This is a genomic window from Streptomyces sp. NPDC015346 (assembly GCF_043078785.1).
Lineage (GTDB): Bacteria > Actinomycetota > Actinomycetes > Streptomycetales > Streptomycetaceae > Streptomyces.
In genome coordinates, this window is the sequence record NZ_JBIBTW010000011.1 from 160,653 (window position 1) to 180,317 (window position 19,665).

Annotated in this window: 20 protein-coding genes; 12 read left to right on the forward strand and 8 right to left on the reverse strand. The window is 73.8% G+C overall.

Going from position 1 to position 19,665, the window contains the following annotated elements:
* Positions 1 to 69: 69 nt before the first annotated feature.
* Complete coding sequence (locus ACF06X_RS31830; protein ID WP_392290774.1) at positions 70 to 297, reverse strand: helix-turn-helix domain-containing protein; 228 nt, start codon at positions 295 to 297, stop codon at positions 70 to 72.
* Between the two features lie 207 nt (positions 298 to 504).
* On the opposite strand from ACF06X_RS31830, the gene ACF06X_RS31835 reads away from it, so the two are divergent.
* Both ACF06X_RS31835 and ACF06X_RS31840 read left to right on the forward strand, forming a co-directional pair.
* The gene (locus ACF06X_RS31835) at positions 505 to 1,359 is read left to right on the forward strand and encodes a bifunctional 5,10-methylenetetrahydrofolate dehydrogenase/5,10-methenyltetrahydrofolate cyclohydrolase (protein WP_392290775.1); all 855 of its coding nucleotides are present in this window, start codon (positions 505 to 507) and stop codon (positions 1,357 to 1,359) included.
* Positions 1,360 to 1,492: 133 nt separating this feature from the next.
* Entirely contained in the window at positions 1,493 to 2,245 is a 753-nt protein-coding gene (locus ACF06X_RS31840) for a hypothetical protein (RefSeq protein ID WP_392290776.1), read from the forward strand.
* Here ACF06X_RS31840 and ACF06X_RS31845 read toward each other — a convergent pair.
* On the reverse strand, positions 2,226 to 3,602 hold the full coding sequence (locus ACF06X_RS31845; RefSeq protein WP_392290777.1) for an SWF or SNF family helicase: 1,377 nt from the start codon (positions 3,600 to 3,602) through the stop codon (positions 2,226 to 2,228). The two genes, ACF06X_RS31840 and ACF06X_RS31845, sit on opposite strands and share 20 nt — an antisense overlap.
* The gene (locus tag ACF06X_RS31850) at positions 3,599 to 6,613 is read right to left on the reverse strand and encodes a DEAD/DEAH box helicase (RefSeq protein ID WP_392290778.1); all 3,015 of its coding nucleotides are present in this window, start codon (positions 6,611 to 6,613) and stop codon (positions 3,599 to 3,601) included. Before ACF06X_RS31850 ends, ACF06X_RS31845 begins: the two co-directional genes overlap by 4 nt.
* Before the next feature lie 274 nt (positions 6,614 to 6,887).
* Here ACF06X_RS31850 and ACF06X_RS31855 point away from each other — a divergent pair, with 274 nt between their 5' ends.
* The 3 genes from ACF06X_RS31855 (at position 6,888) to ACF06X_RS31865 (ending at position 8,868) form a co-directional block, all read left to right on the forward strand.
* Positions 6,888 to 7,967 carry a fatty acid desaturase family protein gene (locus tag ACF06X_RS31855; protein WP_392290779.1) on the forward strand — a complete coding sequence of 360 codons (1,080 nt, stop codon included), beginning with the start codon at positions 6,888 to 6,890 and terminating at the stop codon, positions 7,965 to 7,967.
* A 37-nt stretch (positions 7,968 to 8,004) separates the two neighbouring features.
* The gene (locus ACF06X_RS31860) at positions 8,005 to 8,187 is read left to right on the forward strand and encodes a hypothetical protein (protein WP_392290780.1); all 183 of its coding nucleotides are present in this window, start codon (positions 8,005 to 8,007) and stop codon (positions 8,185 to 8,187) included.
* Positions 8,188 to 8,277: 90 nt separating this feature from the next.
* Positions 8,278 to 8,868, forward strand: coding sequence for an MOSC domain-containing protein (locus ACF06X_RS31865; protein ID WP_392290802.1), 591 nt, complete (start codon positions 8,278 to 8,280; stop codon positions 8,866 to 8,868).
* Positions 8,869 to 8,871: 3 nt separating this feature from the next.
* Here ACF06X_RS31865 and ACF06X_RS31870 read toward each other — a convergent pair whose 3' ends face one another.
* The 5 genes from ACF06X_RS31870 to ACF06X_RS31890 all read right to left on the reverse strand — a co-directional run bounded on the left by ACF06X_RS31870 (position 8,872) and on the right by ACF06X_RS31890 (position 13,412).
* Positions 8,872 to 10,260: a tannase/feruloyl esterase family alpha/beta hydrolase gene (locus ACF06X_RS31870; RefSeq protein ID WP_392290781.1), complete on the reverse strand. Its 1,389-nt coding sequence runs from the start codon at positions 10,258 to 10,260 to the stop codon at positions 8,872 to 8,874.
* Between the two features lie 152 nt (positions 10,261 to 10,412).
* Positions 10,413 to 11,357, reverse strand: a complete 945-nt coding sequence (locus tag ACF06X_RS31875) for a hypothetical protein (protein ID WP_392290782.1) — start codon at positions 11,355 to 11,357, stop codon at positions 10,413 to 10,415.
* Between the two features lie 98 nt (positions 11,358 to 11,455).
* Positions 11,456 to 11,815 (reverse strand): hypothetical protein, encoded by a 360-nt coding sequence (locus ACF06X_RS31880; RefSeq protein ID WP_392290783.1) that lies wholly within the window; start codon positions 11,813 to 11,815, stop codon positions 11,456 to 11,458.
* Positions 11,816 to 11,908: 93 nt separating this feature from the next.
* On the reverse strand, positions 11,909 to 12,643 hold the full coding sequence (locus ACF06X_RS31885; RefSeq protein WP_392290784.1) for a hypothetical protein: 735 nt from the start codon (positions 12,641 to 12,643) through the stop codon (positions 11,909 to 11,911).
* A 169-nt stretch (positions 12,644 to 12,812) separates the two neighbouring features.
* Positions 12,813 to 13,412 (reverse strand): class I SAM-dependent methyltransferase, encoded by a 600-nt coding sequence (locus ACF06X_RS31890; RefSeq protein ID WP_392290785.1) that lies wholly within the window; start codon positions 13,410 to 13,412, stop codon positions 12,813 to 12,815.
* Positions 13,413 to 13,563: 151 nt separating this feature from the next.
* Here ACF06X_RS31890 and ACF06X_RS31895 point away from each other — a divergent pair, with 151 nt between their 5' ends.
* The 7 genes from ACF06X_RS31895 to ACF06X_RS31925 all read left to right on the forward strand — a co-directional run.
* The gene (locus ACF06X_RS31895; protein ID WP_392290786.1) at positions 13,564 to 14,430 is read left to right on the forward strand and encodes an MHYT domain-containing protein; all 867 of its coding nucleotides are present in this window, start codon (positions 13,564 to 13,566) and stop codon (positions 14,428 to 14,430) included.
* 117 nt (positions 14,431 to 14,547) lie between these two features.
* The gene (locus ACF06X_RS31900; protein ID WP_392290787.1) at positions 14,548 to 17,253 is read left to right on the forward strand and encodes a nitrate- and nitrite sensing domain-containing protein; all 2,706 of its coding nucleotides are present in this window, start codon (positions 14,548 to 14,550) and stop codon (positions 17,251 to 17,253) included.
* Positions 17,250 to 17,684, forward strand: a complete 435-nt coding sequence (locus tag ACF06X_RS31905) for a roadblock/LC7 domain-containing protein (RefSeq protein WP_158992936.1) — start codon at positions 17,250 to 17,252, stop codon at positions 17,682 to 17,684. Before ACF06X_RS31900 ends, ACF06X_RS31905 begins: the two co-directional genes overlap by 4 nt.
* 12 nt (positions 17,685 to 17,696) lie before the next feature.
* Positions 17,697 to 18,113, forward strand: coding sequence for a DUF742 domain-containing protein (locus tag ACF06X_RS31910; RefSeq protein WP_392290788.1), 417 nt, complete (start codon positions 17,697 to 17,699; stop codon positions 18,111 to 18,113).
* Positions 18,094 to 18,714, forward strand: a complete 621-nt coding sequence (locus tag ACF06X_RS31915) for an ATP/GTP-binding protein (RefSeq protein ID WP_392290789.1) — start codon at positions 18,094 to 18,096, stop codon at positions 18,712 to 18,714. Before ACF06X_RS31910 ends, ACF06X_RS31915 begins: the two co-directional genes overlap by 20 nt.
* A 180-nt stretch (positions 18,715 to 18,894) precedes the next feature.
* Positions 18,895 to 19,308, forward strand: coding sequence for a roadblock/LC7 domain-containing protein (locus tag ACF06X_RS31920; protein ID WP_392290790.1), 414 nt, complete (start codon positions 18,895 to 18,897; stop codon positions 19,306 to 19,308).
* 83 nt (positions 19,309 to 19,391) lie between these two features.
* Positions 19,392 to 19,665, forward strand: a 274-nt coding sequence (locus ACF06X_RS31925) for a DUF6397 family protein (protein ID WP_392290791.1), incomplete at its 3' end; no start/stop codon positions are given.

Genomic DNA, 19,665 nt, shown 5'->3' on the forward strand with positions numbered 1-19,665 from the left:
GGTCGTCAATGGGTTCGGTCGTCAATGGGTCGATGTCGACCGCAAAGTAGTGGCTCGTTGCCACAGAGGTCAAGAGGCCGAGGACCGGCCGCGGCCCCGACTCCCGGTTCCCGCGCGCGGCTGGAGCCATAGGGCGAGCCGCGTGTCCGGGTCGTCCAGGTCGAGTCCGAAGGTCTCGCGGCTGCGGCGTAGCCGGTACTTGAGGGTGTTCTGGTGGACGGTGAGGCTCCGCGCCGCTTCGCCGACATCGCCGGTCGCGTCGAGCGCCCGCCTGAGCCGGTGGCCGGCCGTGTCCACAGGCGTCGTCCACAGGCGTCGTCCACGGCCCGCCGTCCGCCGGCCCTCCCCCCCCGGCCTCACGTAGAGTGGGGCCCGGGCCGTGACTGGCGCTTGAGGTGGATCACCACCGGGGAGCGGCCCTACGGGACCCGCGCACCGCGCGGACCCGTCGCTGCCGTGCGCCTGGGCGATCACCCTGTCCTCCACGACGCCCAGGAGTGGCCCATGTCCACCAGCACCGCCTCCCTCATGGACGGCACCGCGCTCGCCCGCCGCACGGTCGAGGAGACCGCCGCCCGTGCGGCCGAGATCACCCGCCGCACCGGTGTCACCCCCTGTCTCGCCACGGTCCTCGTCGGCGCCGACCCGGCCTCCGTCACGTACGTGAAGATGAAGCAGAACCGCTGCGCCAAGGCCGGGATCCGCTCCCGGCACGTCGAGCTGCCCGCCTCGACGACGACCGAGGAGCTCGTCGCCGCGATCACCGCGCTCTCCGAGGACCCCGACGTCCACGGCATCCTCCTCCAGCACCCGGTCGGGCCGCACATCGACGAGCGGGCCGCCTTCGAGGCGATCGCCCCGGCCAAGGACGTCGACGGGGTCACCATGGCCTCCTTCGCCGCCATGGGCTTCGGGCTGCCCGGCTTCGTCTCGTGCACGCCGGGCGGCATCATGCGCCTGCTCGACGAGTACGGCGTCGAGCTCAGCGGCAAGCGGGCCGTCGTCGTCGGCCGCTCCGCGATCCTCGGCAAGCCCGCCGGCCTGCTGCTGCTCGGCCGCGACGCCACCGTCACGTACTGCCACTCCCGCACCACCGAACTCCCCTCGATCGTCCGCGAGGCCGACATCCTCGTAGCGGCCGTGGGCAAGCCCCGCTTCATCAAGGGCGAGGACATCAAGCCCGGCGCCGTCGTGATCGACGCGGGCTACAACCCCGGCAACGTCGGCGACGTCGACTTCGAGACGGCCGCGGAGCGGGCCTCCTTGATCACCCCCGTACCGGGCGGTGTCGGCCCGATGACGATCGCCGTCCTCCTCGCGCAGACCGTCGAGGGCGCCGAGCGCCAACTCGGCCTCTAGCACGGACCGGGGGCCAGTGCGACCCGTGGGAGGACAGGGATTGTCACAGTTCTGTACGGGCCGTGCTGCAACTTGCTCTCAATGCAACGGGGTCGGTCGTCCGGGCCGCCGTCGGCGGGTGACCCTGGTCATCATGTCCCCGCTCTCCGCCGACCTGTCGTCGTCCTTCCGGTACTTCGTCGTGCCGATGCTCCTCCTCGTGGCCGCCGTCGTGATCGTCGGCCGTCACGGGGCCGGGGAGAAGCCGCCGGCGTCGGACGGCCCCAAGCCCGCTCAAGCCGCCGCGAGCGCCGGGACCGAGCCCACCGGCGGCCAACAGGCCGGGCCCCAGGGCGGGATCGACGCGCGCCGGCCCTCGCCCCTCCCCACCGGGGCCCCCACCTCCACCGCGTCCGTCCACGACTCCGCCACGCCCCGGCCCACGTCACCCGCTCCCGCCCCGCCCGCCCCCACCGCCTCGCTCCCCGGCGCCGCCGGGACCACCGGGCCCACCGGGCCCGCAAGGACCACCGCCGGACCGGCAGTTCCCTACCAGCGACTCCGCGTGGGGGAGTGCTTCGACATCGACCGGGACGCTCCGGGCACCGTCGTCCGCCGCGACTGCCACCGCGCGCACGACGCCCAGCTCGTCGCCGTCGTGCGGCTCACCGGCGCCCCCCGCACCGACCAGGACGTACGGGACGCGGCGGCGGAGCTGTGCCGGGCGCCGCTGCGGGCCAAGGCCGCGGAGCAGCCGAGCGGTACGCGCTGGACCACCTTCGTCCAGTACCCGTACCGCAGCGGCTATCTCCTCGGCTCCGACGCCGTCGCCTGCAGCCTCGCCGCGTACTCCGGCGGCTCCGCGACGGGCGGCGCCGCGGCGAAGCTCACGGCCCCGCTTCTGTGACGGTCCCCCCACCCGGCCACAGACCCGCCAGCGCGGCCGCCGGGTCCTGGTCCGCCGGACCGGCCGGGACCCAGGCGCCCCGCTCCCTGCGGTAGGGCCACCAGCGGCCGTCCTCGCCCACCCGCAGCTGTGCGTCCGCGCCGGCCACCGTCCAGCGCCCGGCCCCGGCCGGCCGCAGCACCGGCCGCTCTCCCTCCTCCCAGGCCTCCGCGAGCCGTGCCTTCGCCCGGGCCGTCGCCTCGCCGCCGGGCGCCCCCTCCTCCTCCAGTACGGAAAGGGCGGCCGCGCCTCCCAAGCGCCACGCGCGCGTGGCGAGGTCCAGCTCCGCCCGACGCCGCCCGGAACCGGCGGCCAGCCGGTCGGCGATCCCCGGCGGGGGAGCGCCCGCGGCGAGACGCACCGCGTCCTGACCTGCCGTCAGAGGCGCTTCGGCCGGGGCGTGACCCGGGGCGAGCGCCTCGGCCAGCATCCGGTGCGCCCGGGCGGCCGCGTCCGCCGCGAGGAACTCCAGCGCCTTCGGGTCGAGGCCGGGCCCCGGAGCCGTCTCGGTGTCGAGGGACGGCGGCTCACCCGGGGCGGCGGGCAGCGTGGGCGGGACGGGCAGCGGCGGCAGGATGTCCCGCGCGGCGAACGCCTCCTCGGCGCTCACCCCCTCCGCGACGGCCCCCGCGGCGACGGCTCCCGCGGTGACGGATCCCTCCCGAGCGGCGCCTTCCCGAGCGGCACGCTCCCCGACCGCGCCGCGCTCCTGCACCGCCGCCAGCAGCGCCCGCTCGCCACGCCCCCGCATCAGCAGCAGCACGAACGGGTCCTCGTCGAGCAGCCGCGCCACCTGGTAGCAGAGCGCCGCCGTGTGCGGACAGTGGTCCCAGGCCTCGCAGCCGCACTCGGGCTCCAGGTCGCCGATGCCCGGCAGCAGTTCGAGCCCCGCGGCCGCCGCGTCCTCCACCAGGTGCGGTGGCATCTCGTGGTCGAGCAGGGCCGCGATGTGCCCCGCACTCTCCACCGCCAGGTCCAGGAGCCGGTCCCACTCCGCCTCCGACAGCTCCCGCAGCAGCACATCGCTGCGGTACGCGGAGCCGTCGCGGTCCTTGACGACCGCCGTGATCCGGCCCGGCCGTACCGACACCGCGCCCACCGCGCCCGCGCGCGCGTGCCCGCGCCCCTTCTTCAGCTGCCGGCCGTCGAGAGCGGTGTCCTCCAGGGCCTTCAGCCACGCGCGGCCCCACCAGGTCCGGGCGAAGGCCCCGCCACCGGCGGGCGGCAGAGCGGCGAACGTCCGCTCCTCCTTCCCCTGGTCGTCGTGCTCATGGCGCTCGTCGTGCTCGTCGTCGTGCGTCCCGTCGTACGCGCTCATCGGCGGGCCCCTCCATCCCCTCGCAGCTGGACCAGATCCGCCAGCTCGGCATCGGTCAGTTCGGTCAGTGCCGCCTCGCCCCCGCCGAGCACGGCGTCGGCCAGCTCCCGCTTGCGCAGCAGCATGGCGGCGATCCGGTCCTCGATCGTGCCCTCGGCGATCAGCCGGTGGACCTGGACCGGCTGGGTCTGCCCGATGCGGTACGCCCGGTCGGTGGCCTGGGCCTCCACAGCCGGGTTCCACCAGCGGTCGTAGTGCACGACATGCCCGGCCCGGGTCAGGTTGAGGCCGGTGCCCGCCGCCTTGAGCGAGAGCAGGAAGACCGGCACGTCGCCGTCCTGGAAGCGGGCGACCATCGCCTCCCGCTCGGCGACCGGCGTACCGCCGTGCAGGAACTGGGTCCGTACACCGCGCGCCGCCAGATGCCGTTCGAGCAGCCGCGCCATCCGCACGTACTGGGTGAAGACCAGCACGCTGCCGTCCTCCGCCAGGATCGTGTCGAGGAGCTCGTCGAGGAGTTCCAGCTTCCCCGAGCGGCCCTCGATCCGCGGGCGTTCCTCCTTGAGGTACTGGGCGGGGTGGTTGCAGATCTGCTTGAGGCCGGTCAGCAGCTTCACGACCAGGCCGCGGCGCTCCATGCCGTCGGCCTCGGCGATCGCCGCGAGGGTCTCCCGTACCACCGCTTCGTAGAGCGCCGTCTGTTCCGTCGTCAGGGAGACGGCCCGGTCGGTCTCGGTCTTCGGGGGCAGCTCGGGTGCGATCCCTGGGTCCGACTTGCGGCGGCGCAGCAGGAAGGGGCGGACCAGGGCGGACAGGCGCGCGGCGGCGGCCGGGTCCTCGCCGCCCTCGACGGCCGAGGCGTAGCGGGAGCGGAAGGCGCCGAGCCGGCCGAGCAGGCCGGGAGTGGTCCAGTCGAGGATCGCCCACAGCTCGGAGAGGTTGTTCTCGACGGGGGTGCCGGTCAGGGCCACGCGCGCCTTGGCGCCGATGGTCCGCAGCTGCCGGGCCGTGGACGAGTACGGGTTCTTGACGTGCTGGGCCTCGTCCGCCACGACCATGCCCCAGGGAACCCGCCCGAGCTTCTCCGTGTCGAGCCGCATGGTGCCGTACGTGGTGAGGACGAACTCTCCTTCCGCCAGGTCCTCCAGTGCGCGGGACGGCCCGTGGAAGCGGCGTACCGGAGTGCCGGGCGCGAACTTCTCGATCTCCCGCTGCCAGTTGCCCATGAGGGAGGTGGGGCAGACGACGAGGGTGGGCCCCGCGGCGGAGGGATCGCTCTGCCGGTGCAGATGGAGTGCGATGAGCGTGATCGTCTTGCCGAGACCCATGTCGTCGGCGAGGCAGCCGCCGAGGCCGAGGGAGGTCATCCGGTGGAGCCAGTTCAGGCCGCGCAGCTGGTAGTCGCGGAGTGTCGCGGCGAGTCCGGCGGGCGGGCCGACGTCCTGGGGGCCGCCCTCGGGGTCGGCGAGGAGGGCGCGCAGCCGTTCGAGCGCGCCCGTGGCCTGCACCTCGACCTGGCGGCCGTCGACCTCGGTGGTGCCGGTGAGGACGACGCCGAGCGCGTCGACCGGAGTGAGCTTGCGGTCGTGGGCCCGGCGGGCGCGGCGGACCTCGGCCGGGTCGACCAGCACCCACTGGTCGCGCAGCCGCACCACCGGCCGATCGGCCTCGGCGAGCCTGTCCAGCTCAGCCCTCGTCAGCTCCTGGCCGCCGATGGCGAAACGCCAGTTGAAGGCGAGGAGAGCGTCGGCGGAGAGGAACGACGGCAGAGCGGAGGAACGGTGACCGGGGGTGGGTGGTGTGCCACCGTCGCCGTCACCGCTGTAGCCATCGGTGCCGGTGCCGGTGCCGGTGCTCGGGTACGGGCCCTCGTACGGACCGCCGTCCGTGTGCGCACCGGTGGAGGTCTCGTCCACCGGGGTCCGTTCCTCGTCCACCGGGCCGATCACCACGCGGGACGTGAGCCGGTGCGCCAGATCACGCGGCCAGTGGACCTGCATGCCCGTCGCGCCCAGGGCCCTGGCCGCCGGGCCGAGCAGGTCTGTGATCTCGTCGTCGGCGAGGTCGACGGCGTCGGGTGCGGCCGCCGTGAGGAGCGGGGTCAGCGGTGCCCAGGCGCGGGCGGCGCGGCGCAGCGCGAGCAGTGCGTCCAGCCGTACGCGGGGCCCGAACGCCCCGCCGGCCGGGCCGGATCCGGCCCACACGTCGGCCGCGTCCGCGACCAGGGCCGGGTCGCTGACGCTGTGCATCTGAAGGACGGCACGGAAGGCCGGGGCCTGACGCGCGGTCAGCCCCGGGAGTTCGACGCGCAGCGAGAGCCGTACGCCCGCGTCGTGGCCCGCCGCCACGTCCGCCGCCCACGCCCGCTGCCCGGGCAGCTCCTGCGGTGCGTCGGCGGCGAAGGCGGGCCCGCCCGCGGCGAGGGGCGCGGCCGGCGTGCGCGGCAGGCCGTCCACGACGGCGTCCACGAAGGCGCGCAGCAGTCCCTCGGGCTCGGGCAGCCGCAACTCCCCTTCCCCGGCGAGCGGTACGGCGTGGGCCGACGGGGGCATCGAAGCGGCGAGCGCCCGCAGCTCCGCCAGCTCCTCGCGGCCCAGCGGACCGGCGCGCCACGCGTCGCGGTCGGTGGCGGTGAGGCCGGGCAGGAGCAGGCCCTTCGCCGCCAGGTGCAGGGCGAGGAGGGTGGCGGCGCCCCAGAAGGCGCTCGCGGGGGAGGAGTCCTCGGAGAAGCGGGCACGGGTGAGGGCGGGCAGGGCTTCCCGTACGGGAAGGAGCAGCGCGGGCACGGTGTGCGGGCGGACGTCGTCGCCCACCACGGTCACCTCGTCCGTCCACTGCTCCTTCCACTGCTCCGTCCACGGCTCAGTGCACTGCTCTGTCCGTTGCTCTGTCCGTTGCTCCGTCCGCCGGTCCGCCGGCCAGAAGGCGATCCGGCCGGCGCGGGGTGGGTCGGAGGGCAGGAAGACGGCGGAGTGGCGGGCGAGTTCATCGGGCCTCGAAGACGACGACAACGCATTCCTCAAATTTGACTAGCGGACCGAGCGGCCGAGGGTACCCGAGCGGACCGTATGCCCTCCCATCGAACCGACGTGACCTGGATCACCTCGCCCCGCGCCCCTGCTCCGGGGGGGAGAGCCGGTGGAGCCAGCCCCACCCCCGCGCCCGGGCAGACCCCCCGGAATCCCGGGGGATGACGCCATGGCCGCGCACGATCACCGCTCCGTAGGTTCGAGGGAGCCGGGCGGACCGCGCCCGAACCCCCACCCACGGACACCGGAGACCGCCATGCCCCAGGCCACCGCCACGCTCACGGCGCCCGATCGGAGCACCCCCGCCAGGAGAGGCGGCGGCAGCGACTTCGCCCCCCTCCTGCGCACCGTCAAGGAGCAAGGGCTCCTGGAGCGCCGGGCCGGCTGGTACGCACGCGGGATGGCCGTCAACTTCCTCGGCCTCGCCGCCGTCGTCGCCGGTCTGGTCCTGCTCGGCCCGTCCTGGTGGGCGCTCCTCCTCGCCGTCCCTCTCGCGCTGCTCTCCGCCCGTGCCGCCTTCGTCGGACACGACGCCGGCCACGCGCAGATCAGCGGCGACCGGCGGCGCAACCGGATCATCCAGCTCGTCCACGCCAACCTCCTGCTCGGCATGAGCCAGGAGTGGTGGAACGACAAGCACAACCGCCACCACGCCCACCCCAACCACCTGGACAAGGACCCGGACGTGGCGGCCGACATCCTCGTGTTCGCCCAGCACCAGACCGCGGGCAGGACCGGAGTGCGCGGCTGGCTCACCCGCCACCAGGCCTGGTTGTTCTTCCCGCTGACCACCCTGGAGGGCATCGCCCTCAAGGTGTACGGATTCCAGGCCCTGCTCTCCCCGAACGGGCCCTACCGCACCCGGCGCGAGCGGCTCGTCGAGGGCGCCCTGCTGCTCGCCCACGTCGCCGGCTACGCGACCCTGCTCCTGACCACGCTCACCATCGGCCAGGCGCTCCTCTTCGCCCTCGTCCACCAGATGCTCCTCGGACTCCACCTGGGCCTGGCCTTCGCCCCCAACCACAAGGGGATGGAGATGCCCGACGCTCATCCGGACGGCGACAGCTGGGGCCACCTGCGCCGGCAGGTGCTCACCTCGCGCAACATCCGGGGCGGCGCCCTGACCGACTGGTTCCTCGGTGGCCTGAACTACCAGATCGAGCACCACCTCTTCCCGAGCATGCCCCGGCCCCATCTGCGGCTCGCCCAGCCCGCCGTGCGTGCGCACTGCCGCACACTGGGTATCCCTTACACGGAGACCGGCTTCGTCGAGTCCTACCGGCAGGCGCTGGGCCACCTGCACGAGGTCGGCGAGCCGCTCCGTACGGCGGCCTGACAGCCCCGTACCCCCGCCCGAGAAGGAGGCGTCACCCATGACGGCACGGACCAAACTGGTGATCGGAGGAGTGGCCGTCGGCCTTCTCCTGATGCCCCTGATCGGCTTCTGGATGTCACTCCTCGTGGTGCTCGGCGTGCCCGCCGTGGCCTACCTGGCCCTGGACCCGAGCCAGCGGCGCAGGCTGCGCCGGGTCTCCCGCAAGCAACTCGACCGCTGACGGGAAGGGCCGTCCGGAGGCGCCGAAAGACCGTGTCGTAGGGTCGGAGATGATCATCGGTACGGGAGAGGGGAGGCCCGCGTCATGAGCATGGGCACCGGCATGGACAGGGGCCTGGGCATGGGCACCGGCACAGGTGTGAGCGGTACGGTCGCGACGGTCAGCAGCAACGGCGTGTACTCGTTCACCAAGCCGAACCGGGACAGCGTCACGCTGCTCGCCGGGCTGGGCGTCGAGGGGGACGTCCACGCGGGCGTCACGGTCAAGCACCGCTCTCGCGTGGCGAAGGACCCGACGGTGCCGAACCTGCGGCAGGTCCATCTCATCCACGCGGAACTCTTCGACGAGGTCGCCGGCTCCGGCTTCGAGGTCGCCCCCGGCGACCTCGGCGAGAACATCACGACCCGCGGCATCGACCTCCTCGCCCTGCCCACCGGAACCCGGCTGCGGCTCGGCGCCGAAGCGGTCGTGGAGGTCACAGGACTGCGCAACCCCTGCGCGCAGATCGACAACTACCGGCACGGACTCCTCAAGCAGGTCCTCGGCCGCGACGAGAACGGGCAGATCGTCCGCAAGGCCGGGATCATGAGCATCGTCCTCACGGGCGGAGTGGTGCGGCCCGGCGACCCGATCGAGGTCGAGCTTCCGGCCGAGCCGCACCGCCCCCTGGAGACGGTCTGAGCCTCAGCCCCGCCCCTCCAGGGCGCAGGAGTTGACCACGTCACCGCCCGCCGGCCGTGCGATCGTGCGGTCCGCGGGCGGAGCCGTGCCCTCCTCGACCCACCTGGTCAGCGCCGTGAAGGCCGAGCGGTGGCAGGGCAGGATCGGCCGCAGCCGGTCCGGGTACGTGTCGTACAGACCGTCGGTGTGCGTGCCGTCCTGGACGGTGTAGTACCGGTGCAGCCCGCCCCGGCCACGCTCGTCGATCATCCGCGCGTACACGTCCGAGTCGGTCGCGATCGGCAGCAGCGCGTCGAGATCGCCGTGGAGCGTGATCAGCGGCTTGCCGATCCGGCCGGTCAGCGCCACCTTGGCGACCGCCCGGCGCACGGACGCGGGTCGTGAGCCGTAGTCGTACGAAGCGTCGGAGGCGCAGGCCGCGAGGATCCGCTCGACGGTCGAACCGGCCGTGGAGCCCGGGCAGCCCGGGTCGTACGACGGGTCGAACTCGGCTCGGAAGACCTTCTGCGTCAGCCCCCAGTACGCCTTCTCGTGGTACGGCCACAGGAAGCGCGAGCCCGATGCGAAACCGGCGTCGATCAGGTCCTCGTCGGAAGCCCGCCCGAGCGACCGCGCGACGGTCACCGGCAGACTCGTCAGCAGGTTGGGCCCGCGGGTCGTCCACAGGACGCCCTCCCAGTCGACCCCGCCGTCGTAGAGCTCGGGGCGGTTCTCCAGCTGCCAGCGGGTCAGATAGCCGGCGTTGGAGACGCCCGTCATGTACGTGCGGTGAGGGGCCCGGCCGTACCGCTGCCGGACGGCCTTCTTGGCGGCGCGCGTCAGTTCGGTCACCCGGTGGTTCCACTCGGCGACGGCGTCGCCGGGCTCACGTCCGTCGGTGAAGAAGTCCGGCCCGGTGTTCCCCTTGTCGGTGGCGGCGTACGCGAAGCCCTGGGCCAGGACATGGTCCGAGATCAGCGCGTCCGTGGAGTACTGCCGCCGGGTGCCGGGCGCGCCGGTGACGACCAGGCCGCCGTTCCAGCGCTCGGGCAGCCGGATCACGAACTGGGAGTCGTGGGCCCAGCCGTGCGTGGCGTTGAGGCGCGAGTCGTCGGGGAAGTAGCCGTCGATCTGCAGACCGGGCACGCCGGACGGATTCCTCGTGCCCTTCGCGGAGAGACCGGCCTGGTCCGCCATGTCGGTGTACGCGGTGCCCGCGAGGCCCGCGGTCGTCAGATCACCGAGACACGCGGTCTCCTGGTGCTCCGCGCCGGGGACCTGGATCCGGTGCCGCGCCGCACACGGGTCCGGCGGGGCGGGCTCGGCCCCCGCCGGAGCGGCGGGGCCGACGACGGTAAGCCCGGTCAGGAGCGCGGCGACGGCGAGCAACGGAACGCCTCGGAACAGGCGCATGGACGGCCTCCGTGGGACGACGGAAAGGGGGTGCGCCGCACATCGTGCGGGGCACCCCTTCCGTGCGGCCATGGTCCCGGACCACACCTCGGACCTCCGGCTCGTGTGGCCCTGCCCAGGTCGCGTGGGTCACCCGTCCTTACGGCGCCGGGTCAGGAAGGGCGTACCGCCATCGCGTCCAGCGCCTCCAGGAGGGCGGGCAGCTTGGGGCCGCGGGCCACCGGGAGGACCTCGCGCGGCTCGTCGTCCAGGAGGAGGAAGGCCATGTCGTCGGTCCGTGCCACCAGGGACCAGCCGGGACCGTCCGCGCGAAGCATCCGCGCCCCGCCGGCGGCGAAGCTCGACCGCACCCGGCCGACCGGGGGTGCCTCCTGGAGATACCCGCGCAGTTCGGCGAGGGCGCGGCGGACACCGTCGTACGGGTCGTGCGGACGGTCCGCGCCTGCGCCTGTGCCGCTGCCGGTGTCAGTGCCGGCGCCTGTGCCCGCGCCTGCGCCGACACCTGCGTCGGTGGCGGCGTCGCTCTCGATGGTGCCCTTACCCGCTGCGGCCCGGGCCTCGGCGCCCGCTTCGTCGTCGTCCATCTGGGCCCGCCAGGCAGCCCACTGCAACGCCACCTCGTCGGCGCCGAGACGCCGCTGCGCGGGGCCCCAGGCGTCGGCGGACGGCGGGGCCAGCGGGGCGCGGTCGCCCTCCTCCGGCTCCGGATCGTGCGGGGCGGGGAGGCCGGGGGCGGCCGAGGCCACCGCGAGCGGCCAGCCGGGCAGCGCGGCCACGACGGAGCGCTCGTCGGGGGAGAGGTCGTACTCCATCCCGCAGTCCCAGGAGGCGATGGCCACCGCGACCAGCGACACGTCGTCGACGATCACGGTCCAGCGGGCGCCCGTGCCGTCCTGGCCGAGCACGAGCCCGTACCCCTCGGCGTACGGTTCGAGGCCGAGCGCCGCGCACGCCGCCGGATAGTCGTCGCCCAGGACGCTCGGGAACTGCGCGGGCGTCAGCAGCACCGCCGTCAGCACGTACAACGCGTCGTCGTCGGTGCCGTCGGCGGCGCCGGCTTCTGCGGTGTTGTCGGCGGTCGGGTCCGTCCCACCCACGGCAGCCTCCCCTTCTGGTCGTCGGCGCACCTTAACCAGTGGGTAACCCGCGCGTCGAGAGTCTCCGGCCGAAAGTGGTGCGGCCGATTCCGTACGACTCAGGTCTCAGGGCCGTCTGAGGCCTCCGAGGCCTCTGAGATCTCAGGGAGCCCGAGCAGGGACCGGGCCACGGTGCGCGGCGACTCGTCGCGCTCGCGGGCGAGCGCGATCACGGCCCGGCAGGCCAGTTCGTTGACGCCGAAGGAGAGCGCCTCCGGCTGGACCCAGGTGACGGCCTCGTCGATCTGGTCCTGGTCCTCCTCCACGCACCCGACCACATAGGTCGCCGCGGCCTCGAAGATGTTGTGCGGCCGGCGCCCGCGCGGAGCCTTGCGGGTTCCCGGCCGCGGTCGCGGCTCGTCCGGCGCTCGCCGCGCGGCCGGCAGGAGGGTGCGCAGTATCGCTCGCATACGGGCCATGGCCTGCCGCCTCTCCCGGACACGGTTGCCCGGCACTTCCACCGTAGACAGGGAAGTGCCGGGGCAGAAGGGCGCGTCGGGCGGCTTGCCCGGCTACTCGCGGCCGAAGACGGCCGTCAGTGTGTGCGCCTCCTCCTCGAAGTGGACCGCGGTCTCGCCCTTGGCGTGCTCCTCGTCTCCGCCGTACGGCTCGCCGTCGAGCAGCCAGTCCAGGAAGACGTGACCGGGCGCCGGGACCGCCTGGTAGAGCAGGTCCGCGCTCGCCGAATCCGCCGCCCGCTCGGTCGAATCCGCCCGCTCGGGGGAATCCGCCCGCTCGGCCGAATCCGCCCGTTTGACGGGGATCTTCTTCACCGTGCCGCTGCCGACCGTCTCCGTCGTGACCGTCGGCCTCGGTGTCCTGCCCTTCGTGAACTCGGCCAGGACGGTGTGGTCCCCGGCCGGCACCCGCAGGCCGGTCGGGCCGCCCTCGACCGCCTCACCGTCGAGTCTCCAGCCGGAGAAGACGTACCCCTCGGCCGCCTCCGCGGAGAAGACGGAGCTGGTGCCCGGTGGGTACGGGCCCGGCTGTGCGGGCCGGACCGAGCCGGCGCCCTTCGGGGAGACAGAGGCCGTCACGGCGCACATCGCGTCGGAGGTCTTCGCCGTCCGGTAGGCGGCGACGGTGACTCCGCTCCGGCTGAGCACGTCCGAGGTGTCGGACTGGCCCGGCTTGCCCAGCGGCACCCCGAGGGCCTCGCCCCGGTAGGTCTGCTTCGGGTTGGTGAAGTGGTTGATCCGGGTGCAGGCGCCCTTGGTGGTCTTGCGGCAGCTCGACTCGTAGGCCATCAGGGACGACCAGTCGCCCTTGGGGGGAAACTAGCCGGTGGCGCCGCTCTCGGGCTGGACCGGCTCGGTGACCCGGTCGTGTTGGGCGCCGAGGTTGTGGTCCTGTACGACGAACGACCTGGCGCTCTTCAGCCCTCGCGTCTCAGCCCGCGCGTCTCGGCCCCGCGTCTCAGCCCTCGCGTACGGCGAGCACCAGGTAACGGTCGTCCTCGTCCACGTAACGGACCATGTGCCACCCGGACGCGGCGAGAAGCGGGCGGAGGCGGGGCTCGGCGCGCAGGTCGTCCTCGGTGACCTTCCGTCCGTGGCGGGCGGCGAGGGCGGCCCGGCCGATCGGGTGGAAGAGGGCCAGCTGACCGCCGGGGCGCACGACGCGGGCCAGTTCGCGCAGGCCCTCGGCCGCATTCGCCAGGTGGGAGACGAGCCCGGCACCGAAGACGGCGTCGAGCGCCCCGTCGCGCAGCGGAAGCCGGGCGACATCCGTCAGGAGCAGCGTCGCGGCCCCGTCGCGCCCGGCCCGTACCGCCTCGTCGAGCATCTCGGGCGTCAGATCCGCGCCGATGACGGTTCCTTCGGGTCCCACGGCCTCGCGCAGCGCGGGGAGCGCGCGCCCTGTGCCGCAGCCCGCGTCGAGCACGGCGCCGCCCGGGCGCAGCCCGAGATCGGCGACGGCCGCGGCGTAGGCCGGACCGTCGTCGGGGAAGCGCGCGTCCCAGCCGGCGGCGCGGGGGCCGAAGAACTCCTGGACGTGGGTGGGGTCATCGCTCATGCGTGCATGATGCCTCAGCCTCAGGGGTGAACGTCCTGCGTGCACGTTCGAGCGCTGCACGATCGTTCTGGAACATCTCTGCGTCATATTCCATCAGCTTTCGAAATGCGCCCCTGATGCGCCCCCCGGTGCGGACTAGCGTCCCCGGGTCATGGGACACCTGGACCACGCCACCTTCGGCTGGCTGACACCTGTGCTGTCGTACGCGATGGCCTGCGCGGGCGCGGCCCTCGGGCTGCGCTGCACCGTCCGCGCGCTCGACGCGAGCGGACGATCACGACGCAACTGGCTGCTCACCGCCGCCTCCGCGATCGGCACCGGCATCTGGACGATGCACTTCGTCGCGATGCTCGGCTTCGGCGTCACCGGGACCGACATCCGCTACGACGTTCCCCTGACCATCCTCAGTCTGCTCATCGCCATGGCCGTCGTCGGGGTCGGCGTCTTCGCGGTCGGGTACGGCCGCGACCGGTTCCGCTCACTCCTGATCGGCGGGCTCACGACCGGCGTGGGCGTCGCCTCCATGCACTACATGGGCATGGCCGCGCTGCGGTTGCACGGCCAGGTGCGGTACGACCCCGTCCTCGTCGCGCTCTCCGTCGTCATCGCGGTCGTCGCCGCGACGGCCGCGCTGTGGGCGGCGCTCAACATCCACGCGCCGACCGCGGTCGCGATGGCCTCCCTCGTGATGGGAGCGGCCGTCAGCAGCATGCACTACACCGGCATGTTCGCCGTCCGGGTCGATGTCGTCCCCTCGGCCACGACGCTCTCCGGAGCCTCGGCGATGCAGTTCATCTTCCCCCTCGCCGTGGGACTCGGCTCCTACCTCTTCATCACCTCGGCCTTCGTGGCGCTCTCCCCGACCGCCGAGGAACGCGCGGCGTACGCCTCGGCGGAACGGCTCACCGAGCCCGACGACCGCGCCGTCGATGTGGCGCCGCCCGGCTTCCACCAGTCGCCGCAGTCGCCGCGGACGCCGCAGACGCCGCAGGCACCGTCGGCGCCACGCCCCGCCTAGGCCGAACTCCGCGTCCCCGTAATCCCCGCAGCAGCCGAACCGGGTACGGCGCGCCCGACGCACCACGCACAGGATCACGTACAGCACCAGGACAGACGCAGCCGGAACGAGGAGGCCATGCGAACTCCCCGCAGGACCCAGGGCGCCGACACGACGGCGCGGCCGCGGGCGGCGGCGCGCGGGCGGCGCGCGCACGCCGGGCCACCCGCGGTCGAACCGCCGCGGCCCGCCCCCGACGCCGCACCCGCCTCGAACGCCGCCCGGTCCGCGGAGGCGTTCCGGTCCGCGGAGGTACGGGACGGCGGGACCCGGCGGTGGGGTCCGCGGCCCCGTACCGTCCGTGCCAAGATCGTCTCGCTGCTGATGGTGCCCGTCGTGTCGCTGCTCGCCCTGTGGGGCTTCGCCACCGTCACCACCGCGCAGGACATCGCCCGGCTGCGCCAGCTCCAGCGGGTGGACGCCGAGATCCGCGCACCCGTCACCGCCGCCGTTCGCGCGCTCCAGGCCGAACGCCGCGCCGCCGTACGCCAGGTCGCCGCGCCGGGCCCGGGCCGCGCCACCGAGCTCAGGGATCAGGCACGGCGCACCGACGCGGCCGTCGCCCGGCTCCGCCTCGACGACCGGCACACCGTCGGCGACACCGGCGACCTCCCCCGCGAAGTCGCCGACCGGGTCGGACAGTTCGTCGCCAAGGCCGAAGGGCTCGGCCGACTGCGTACCGCGGCCGCCACCGGCCGGGCCGACTGGGACCAGGTGTACGCCGAGTACACCGCCGCCATCTCCGCCGCCTTCGCCGTCGGCGGCGCACTGACCGGCATCCAGGACACCGAGATCGGCTCCCACGCGCGCGTGCTCCTGGAATTCGGCCGCGCGGGCGAGATGCTCGCCCGCGAGGACGCCCTGCTCGGCTCCGCCCACCTCGGCGGCGAGCTCACCGCGGAAAGGCTCCGGCAGTTCACCGGCGCCGTGGAGACGCGCCGTACCCTTCTCGAAGCCGCCACGGCCGACCTGCGCGGCCCCGAGCGCGCCGCCTGGGAGAAGCTCGCCGACCAGCGCGGCCACCAGCAGCTCATGGCGGCGGAGGACCGGGTCCGCGCCGCCGCCCCCGGCCGCAGGGCCGCCCAGGCGGTGCCCGCCGCTACGTGGGACGACGCCGTGGCCGTCGTACGGAGCGGTCTCCACACGATCGAGACCGACGCCCGCCGGGCCGCCGCCGACCGCGCCGACCCGTTCGCCGGCGGTGTCCTGACCGTCGGTGGCGCCGCGGTCCTGCTCGGCCTCGCCGCCGTCGCCGCCTCCCTCGTCATCTCGGTGCGCATCGGCCGCACCCTGGTCGTCGAACTGGTCAGGCTCCGCAACACGGCCCTGCACATCGCCCGTCGCCAGCTCCCCGCCGCCATGCGCCGGCTGCGCGCCGGCGAGGAGATCGACGTCCTGGCCGAGGCCCCGCCGGGACCCGCCCCGCAGGACGAGATCGGCCAGGTCGGGGAGGCGCTCACCACCGTGCACCGCGCCGCGCTCTCCGCCGCCGTCGAACGCGCCGAACTCGCCGACGGGATTTCCGGCGTCTTCGTCAACCTCGCCCGCCGCAGCCAGGTCCTCGTCCACCGGCAGCTGAACCTGCTGGACAGCATGGAGCGCCGGGCCGACGACCCGAACGAGCTGGGGGACCTCTTCCGCCTCGACCACCTCACCACGCGCATGCGGCGCCACGCCGAGAGCCTGATCATCCTCTCCGGCGCCGCGCCCGGCCGCGCCTGGCGCACGCCGGTCCCCCTGACCGATGTCGTACGGGCCGCCGTCTCCGAGATCGAGGACTACGCGCGCGTGGAGGTGGGCCGGCTCCCCGAGACGGCGGTCGTCGGCGGCGCCGTCGCCAACCTCACCCACCTCCTGGCCGAACTCGTCGAGAACGCCACCCAGTTCTCCCCGCCCCACACCAAGGTGCGGATCAGCGGCGAACCGGTCGGAAACGGCTACGCCCTGGAGATCGAGGACCGAGGTCTCGGCATGGGCAAGGAGAGCCTCGCCGAGGCCAATACCAGGATCGAGCAGTCCGAGGCCCTCGACCTCTTCGACAGCGACCGGCTCGGACTGTTCGTGGTCAGCCGGCTCTCCGCCCGGCACGACATCAAGGTCCACCTGCGCACCTCCCCCTACGGGGGTACGACGGCGGTCGTCCTGCTCCCCACGGACCTCCTGCAGAGCGCACTCCCACCCGGACGGAGGGAGCACGGCTCCCGCCCGCCCGAGCGGGAGCCGCGGCGGACCGAGGAAGCACCGCCTCCGCCGGCGGCGGCGCTCGCGCAGCACCGGCGGCAGCAGCCCGTCGCCGTGGCTCCCGTACCGTCCCAGCCGCTGCCGCGCCCGCCGCGCATCCCCGCCCTCTCGGCGCAGCCGGACGGACCGGAATCCGGCTCCCCCGAGCAGCCGCCGAGCGGAATCACCACCCTGCGGCAGCGCGGCCGTTCGGCCCCGCACAGCCCCACGCCCCCGCGCACGCCCCCACCCACGCCCGAGCCCCCGCAGGCACCGCCTCAGCCGTCGGCGCCCCCCTCCCCGCCCCCCTCCGCCCCCGTGGAGGACGGGGACCAGCTGCCCCGGAGGGTGCGCCAGGCCAGTCTCGTACCGCAGCTGCGCGAGGCGCCCCCGGCGGACCCACCACGGAACCCGGCTGTAGAGCGCGCGGCCGAACGCACACCCGAGCAGGTAAGGGACCGCATGACCGCTTATCGCGACGGCTGGACCCGGGGCGGCGGCGCGGCCCCCGGCACCAGGCGCCCCCTCGGCACCGGCTTCGACAGTGAAGGAGACCAGGAATGATCGACCACGAGAGGATCTCCCACCACCGCTCAGGTGAACTCGACTGGCTCCTCGACGACCTCGTCGTCCGGGTACGGGAGGTGCGTCACACGGTCGTGCTGTCCAACGACGGTCTCGCCGTCGGCTCCTCCAGCGGCCTCAGCCGGGAGGACGCCGAACACCTGGCCGCCATCGCCTCGGGTTTCCACAGCCTCGCCAAGGGCGCGGGCCGCCAGTTCCACACGGGTGGCGTGCGCCAGACGATGGTGGAGATGGACGACGGGTTCCTGTTCGTCGCGGCCGCCGGGGACGGCTCGTGCCTCGCCGTCCTCAGCTCGGTCAACGCCGACATCGGTCTCATCGCCTACGAGATGGCCCGCCTGGTGAAGCGGGTCGGCGAGCATCTGCACACCCCGCCGCGGATCACCGCCACCCCGCCGGCCGCCGGCTGACCGGAGACACCCATGAACGAGGACAGCACCGGCGACGGCCGGGCCGTGCCGGGCAGTCAGTGGTACGACGCCGACGCCGGGCCGCTCGTCCGGCCGTACGCCATGACCGGCGGCCGCACCAAGCCGGGCCCCAGCAACGTACGGTTCGACCTCATCGCACTCGTCGTCGTGGACGACAACACGTCCGGCCGGGCCGAGGAGTCGCTCCTCGGCCCCGAACACCGGGCCCTGCTCACACTGTGCCGGGCCGAGACCCAGTCGGTGGCGGAACTCGCCGCCGACGCCGACCTGCCCGTCGGCGTCGTCCGTGTCCTCCTCGGCGATCTCCTCGAAGCGGGCTTCGTCAAGGTCAGCCGACCCGTCCCGCCCGCACAGCTGCCCGACGAACAGATCCTGAGGGAAGTCATCGATGGCCTACGAGCGCTCTGAGAGCACCGGTACGGGCGGCGGCGGCGTGGACGCCACCGCCCTCGCCCTGAAGATCCTGGTCGCCGGCGGTTTCGGCGTCGGCAAGACCACCCTGGTGGGCGCGGTCAGCGAGATCCGTCCGCTGCGCACGGAGGAGCGGCTCAGCAGGGCCGGGGAGGCGGTGGACGACACCGGGGGCGTCGCCCAGAAGACCACGACGACCGTGGCGATGGACTTCGGACGCATCACGATCCGCTCCGGGCTCTCCCTGTACCTCTTCGGCACGCCGGGGCAGGACCGCTTCTGGTTCCTCTGGGACGAGCTGTCCCAGGGAGCCCTTGGGGCCGTCGTCCTCGCCGACACCCGACGGCTGGAGGACTCCTTCCCGGCGGTGGACTACTTCGAGCACCGCAAGATCCCCTTCGTCGTCGCCGTCAACTGCTTCGCCGGGGCCCGGAACCACAGCGCGCACGAGGTGTCGCGCGCCCTGGACCTGGACCGCGGCACGCCGGTGGTGCTGTGCGACGCGCGGGACCGGGACTCGGGCAAGGAGGTCCTGATCCGTCTCGTCGAGTACGCGGGACGGATGCACACGGCCCGGCTGCTGGACTCCGTCGGCTGAGCCGCGCTCCTTGCCATGGGGGGGCTCCCTGCCATGGGGGCCACGTCACGGCACGCGAGGCGTCCGTGAGTGCTTGCTCTGTCCACGACACTGCGTAAGGCTTGCGGACGACACGCGGACCACGCGGACCACGGGGACTTCGGGTCGACGGGGACGCAACACACAGGGGGAGGACCGGACATGGCGCTGGACAAGGGACTGGACTGGCTTCTGGACGACTTGACCCAGCGGGTCGAGCACATACGACACGCGCTGGTGCTGTCCAACGACGGTCTGGTGACGGGTGCGAGCAGCGGCCTGGCGCGAGAGGACGCCGAGCATCTGGCCGCCGTCTCCTCCGGCCTGCACAGCCTGGCCCGCGGCTCGGGCCGGCACTTCAAGGCGGGTCGCGCCCGGCAGACGATGGTCGAGTTCGACGACGCCCTTCTCTTCGTGACGGCCGCGGGCGAGGGCAGCTGCCTGTGTGTGCTGAGCGCCGCCGAGGCGGACGTCGGTCAGGTGGCGTACGAGATGACCCTGCTGGTGAACCGCGTCGGAGAGCACCTCGGGGTGGCGGCGCGGCAGCCGGGCCGGGCCGGCCTCACCGAACTCTGAGGTTATCCACAGGCCGAGCGAGGAGGCGTCACGTCGCGTTACGGTCGTCACCGAGAGTATTCGCACTCACGGGGGAGACCGTCATGACGGTGGAGGAAGGCGCGCGGACGCTGGCGTTGACGCGCGCGGCACAGGAACTGGAACTGCGGCGGGACGAGTTCCAACTGGCGGTGCAGATGGGTTTGATCCGTACGGTGCCGGCCGGGGCGTGGGGGGGGGGGGGGGCCCCCCCGGGGGGGGGGGGGCCCCCCCGGGGGGGGGGGGGCCCCCCCCCCCCCCGGGGGGGGGGGGGGGGGGGGGGGGGCCCCCCCCGGGGGCTCCTTGCCGCCCACGACCTAGGGGGATGTCTTGCCGATC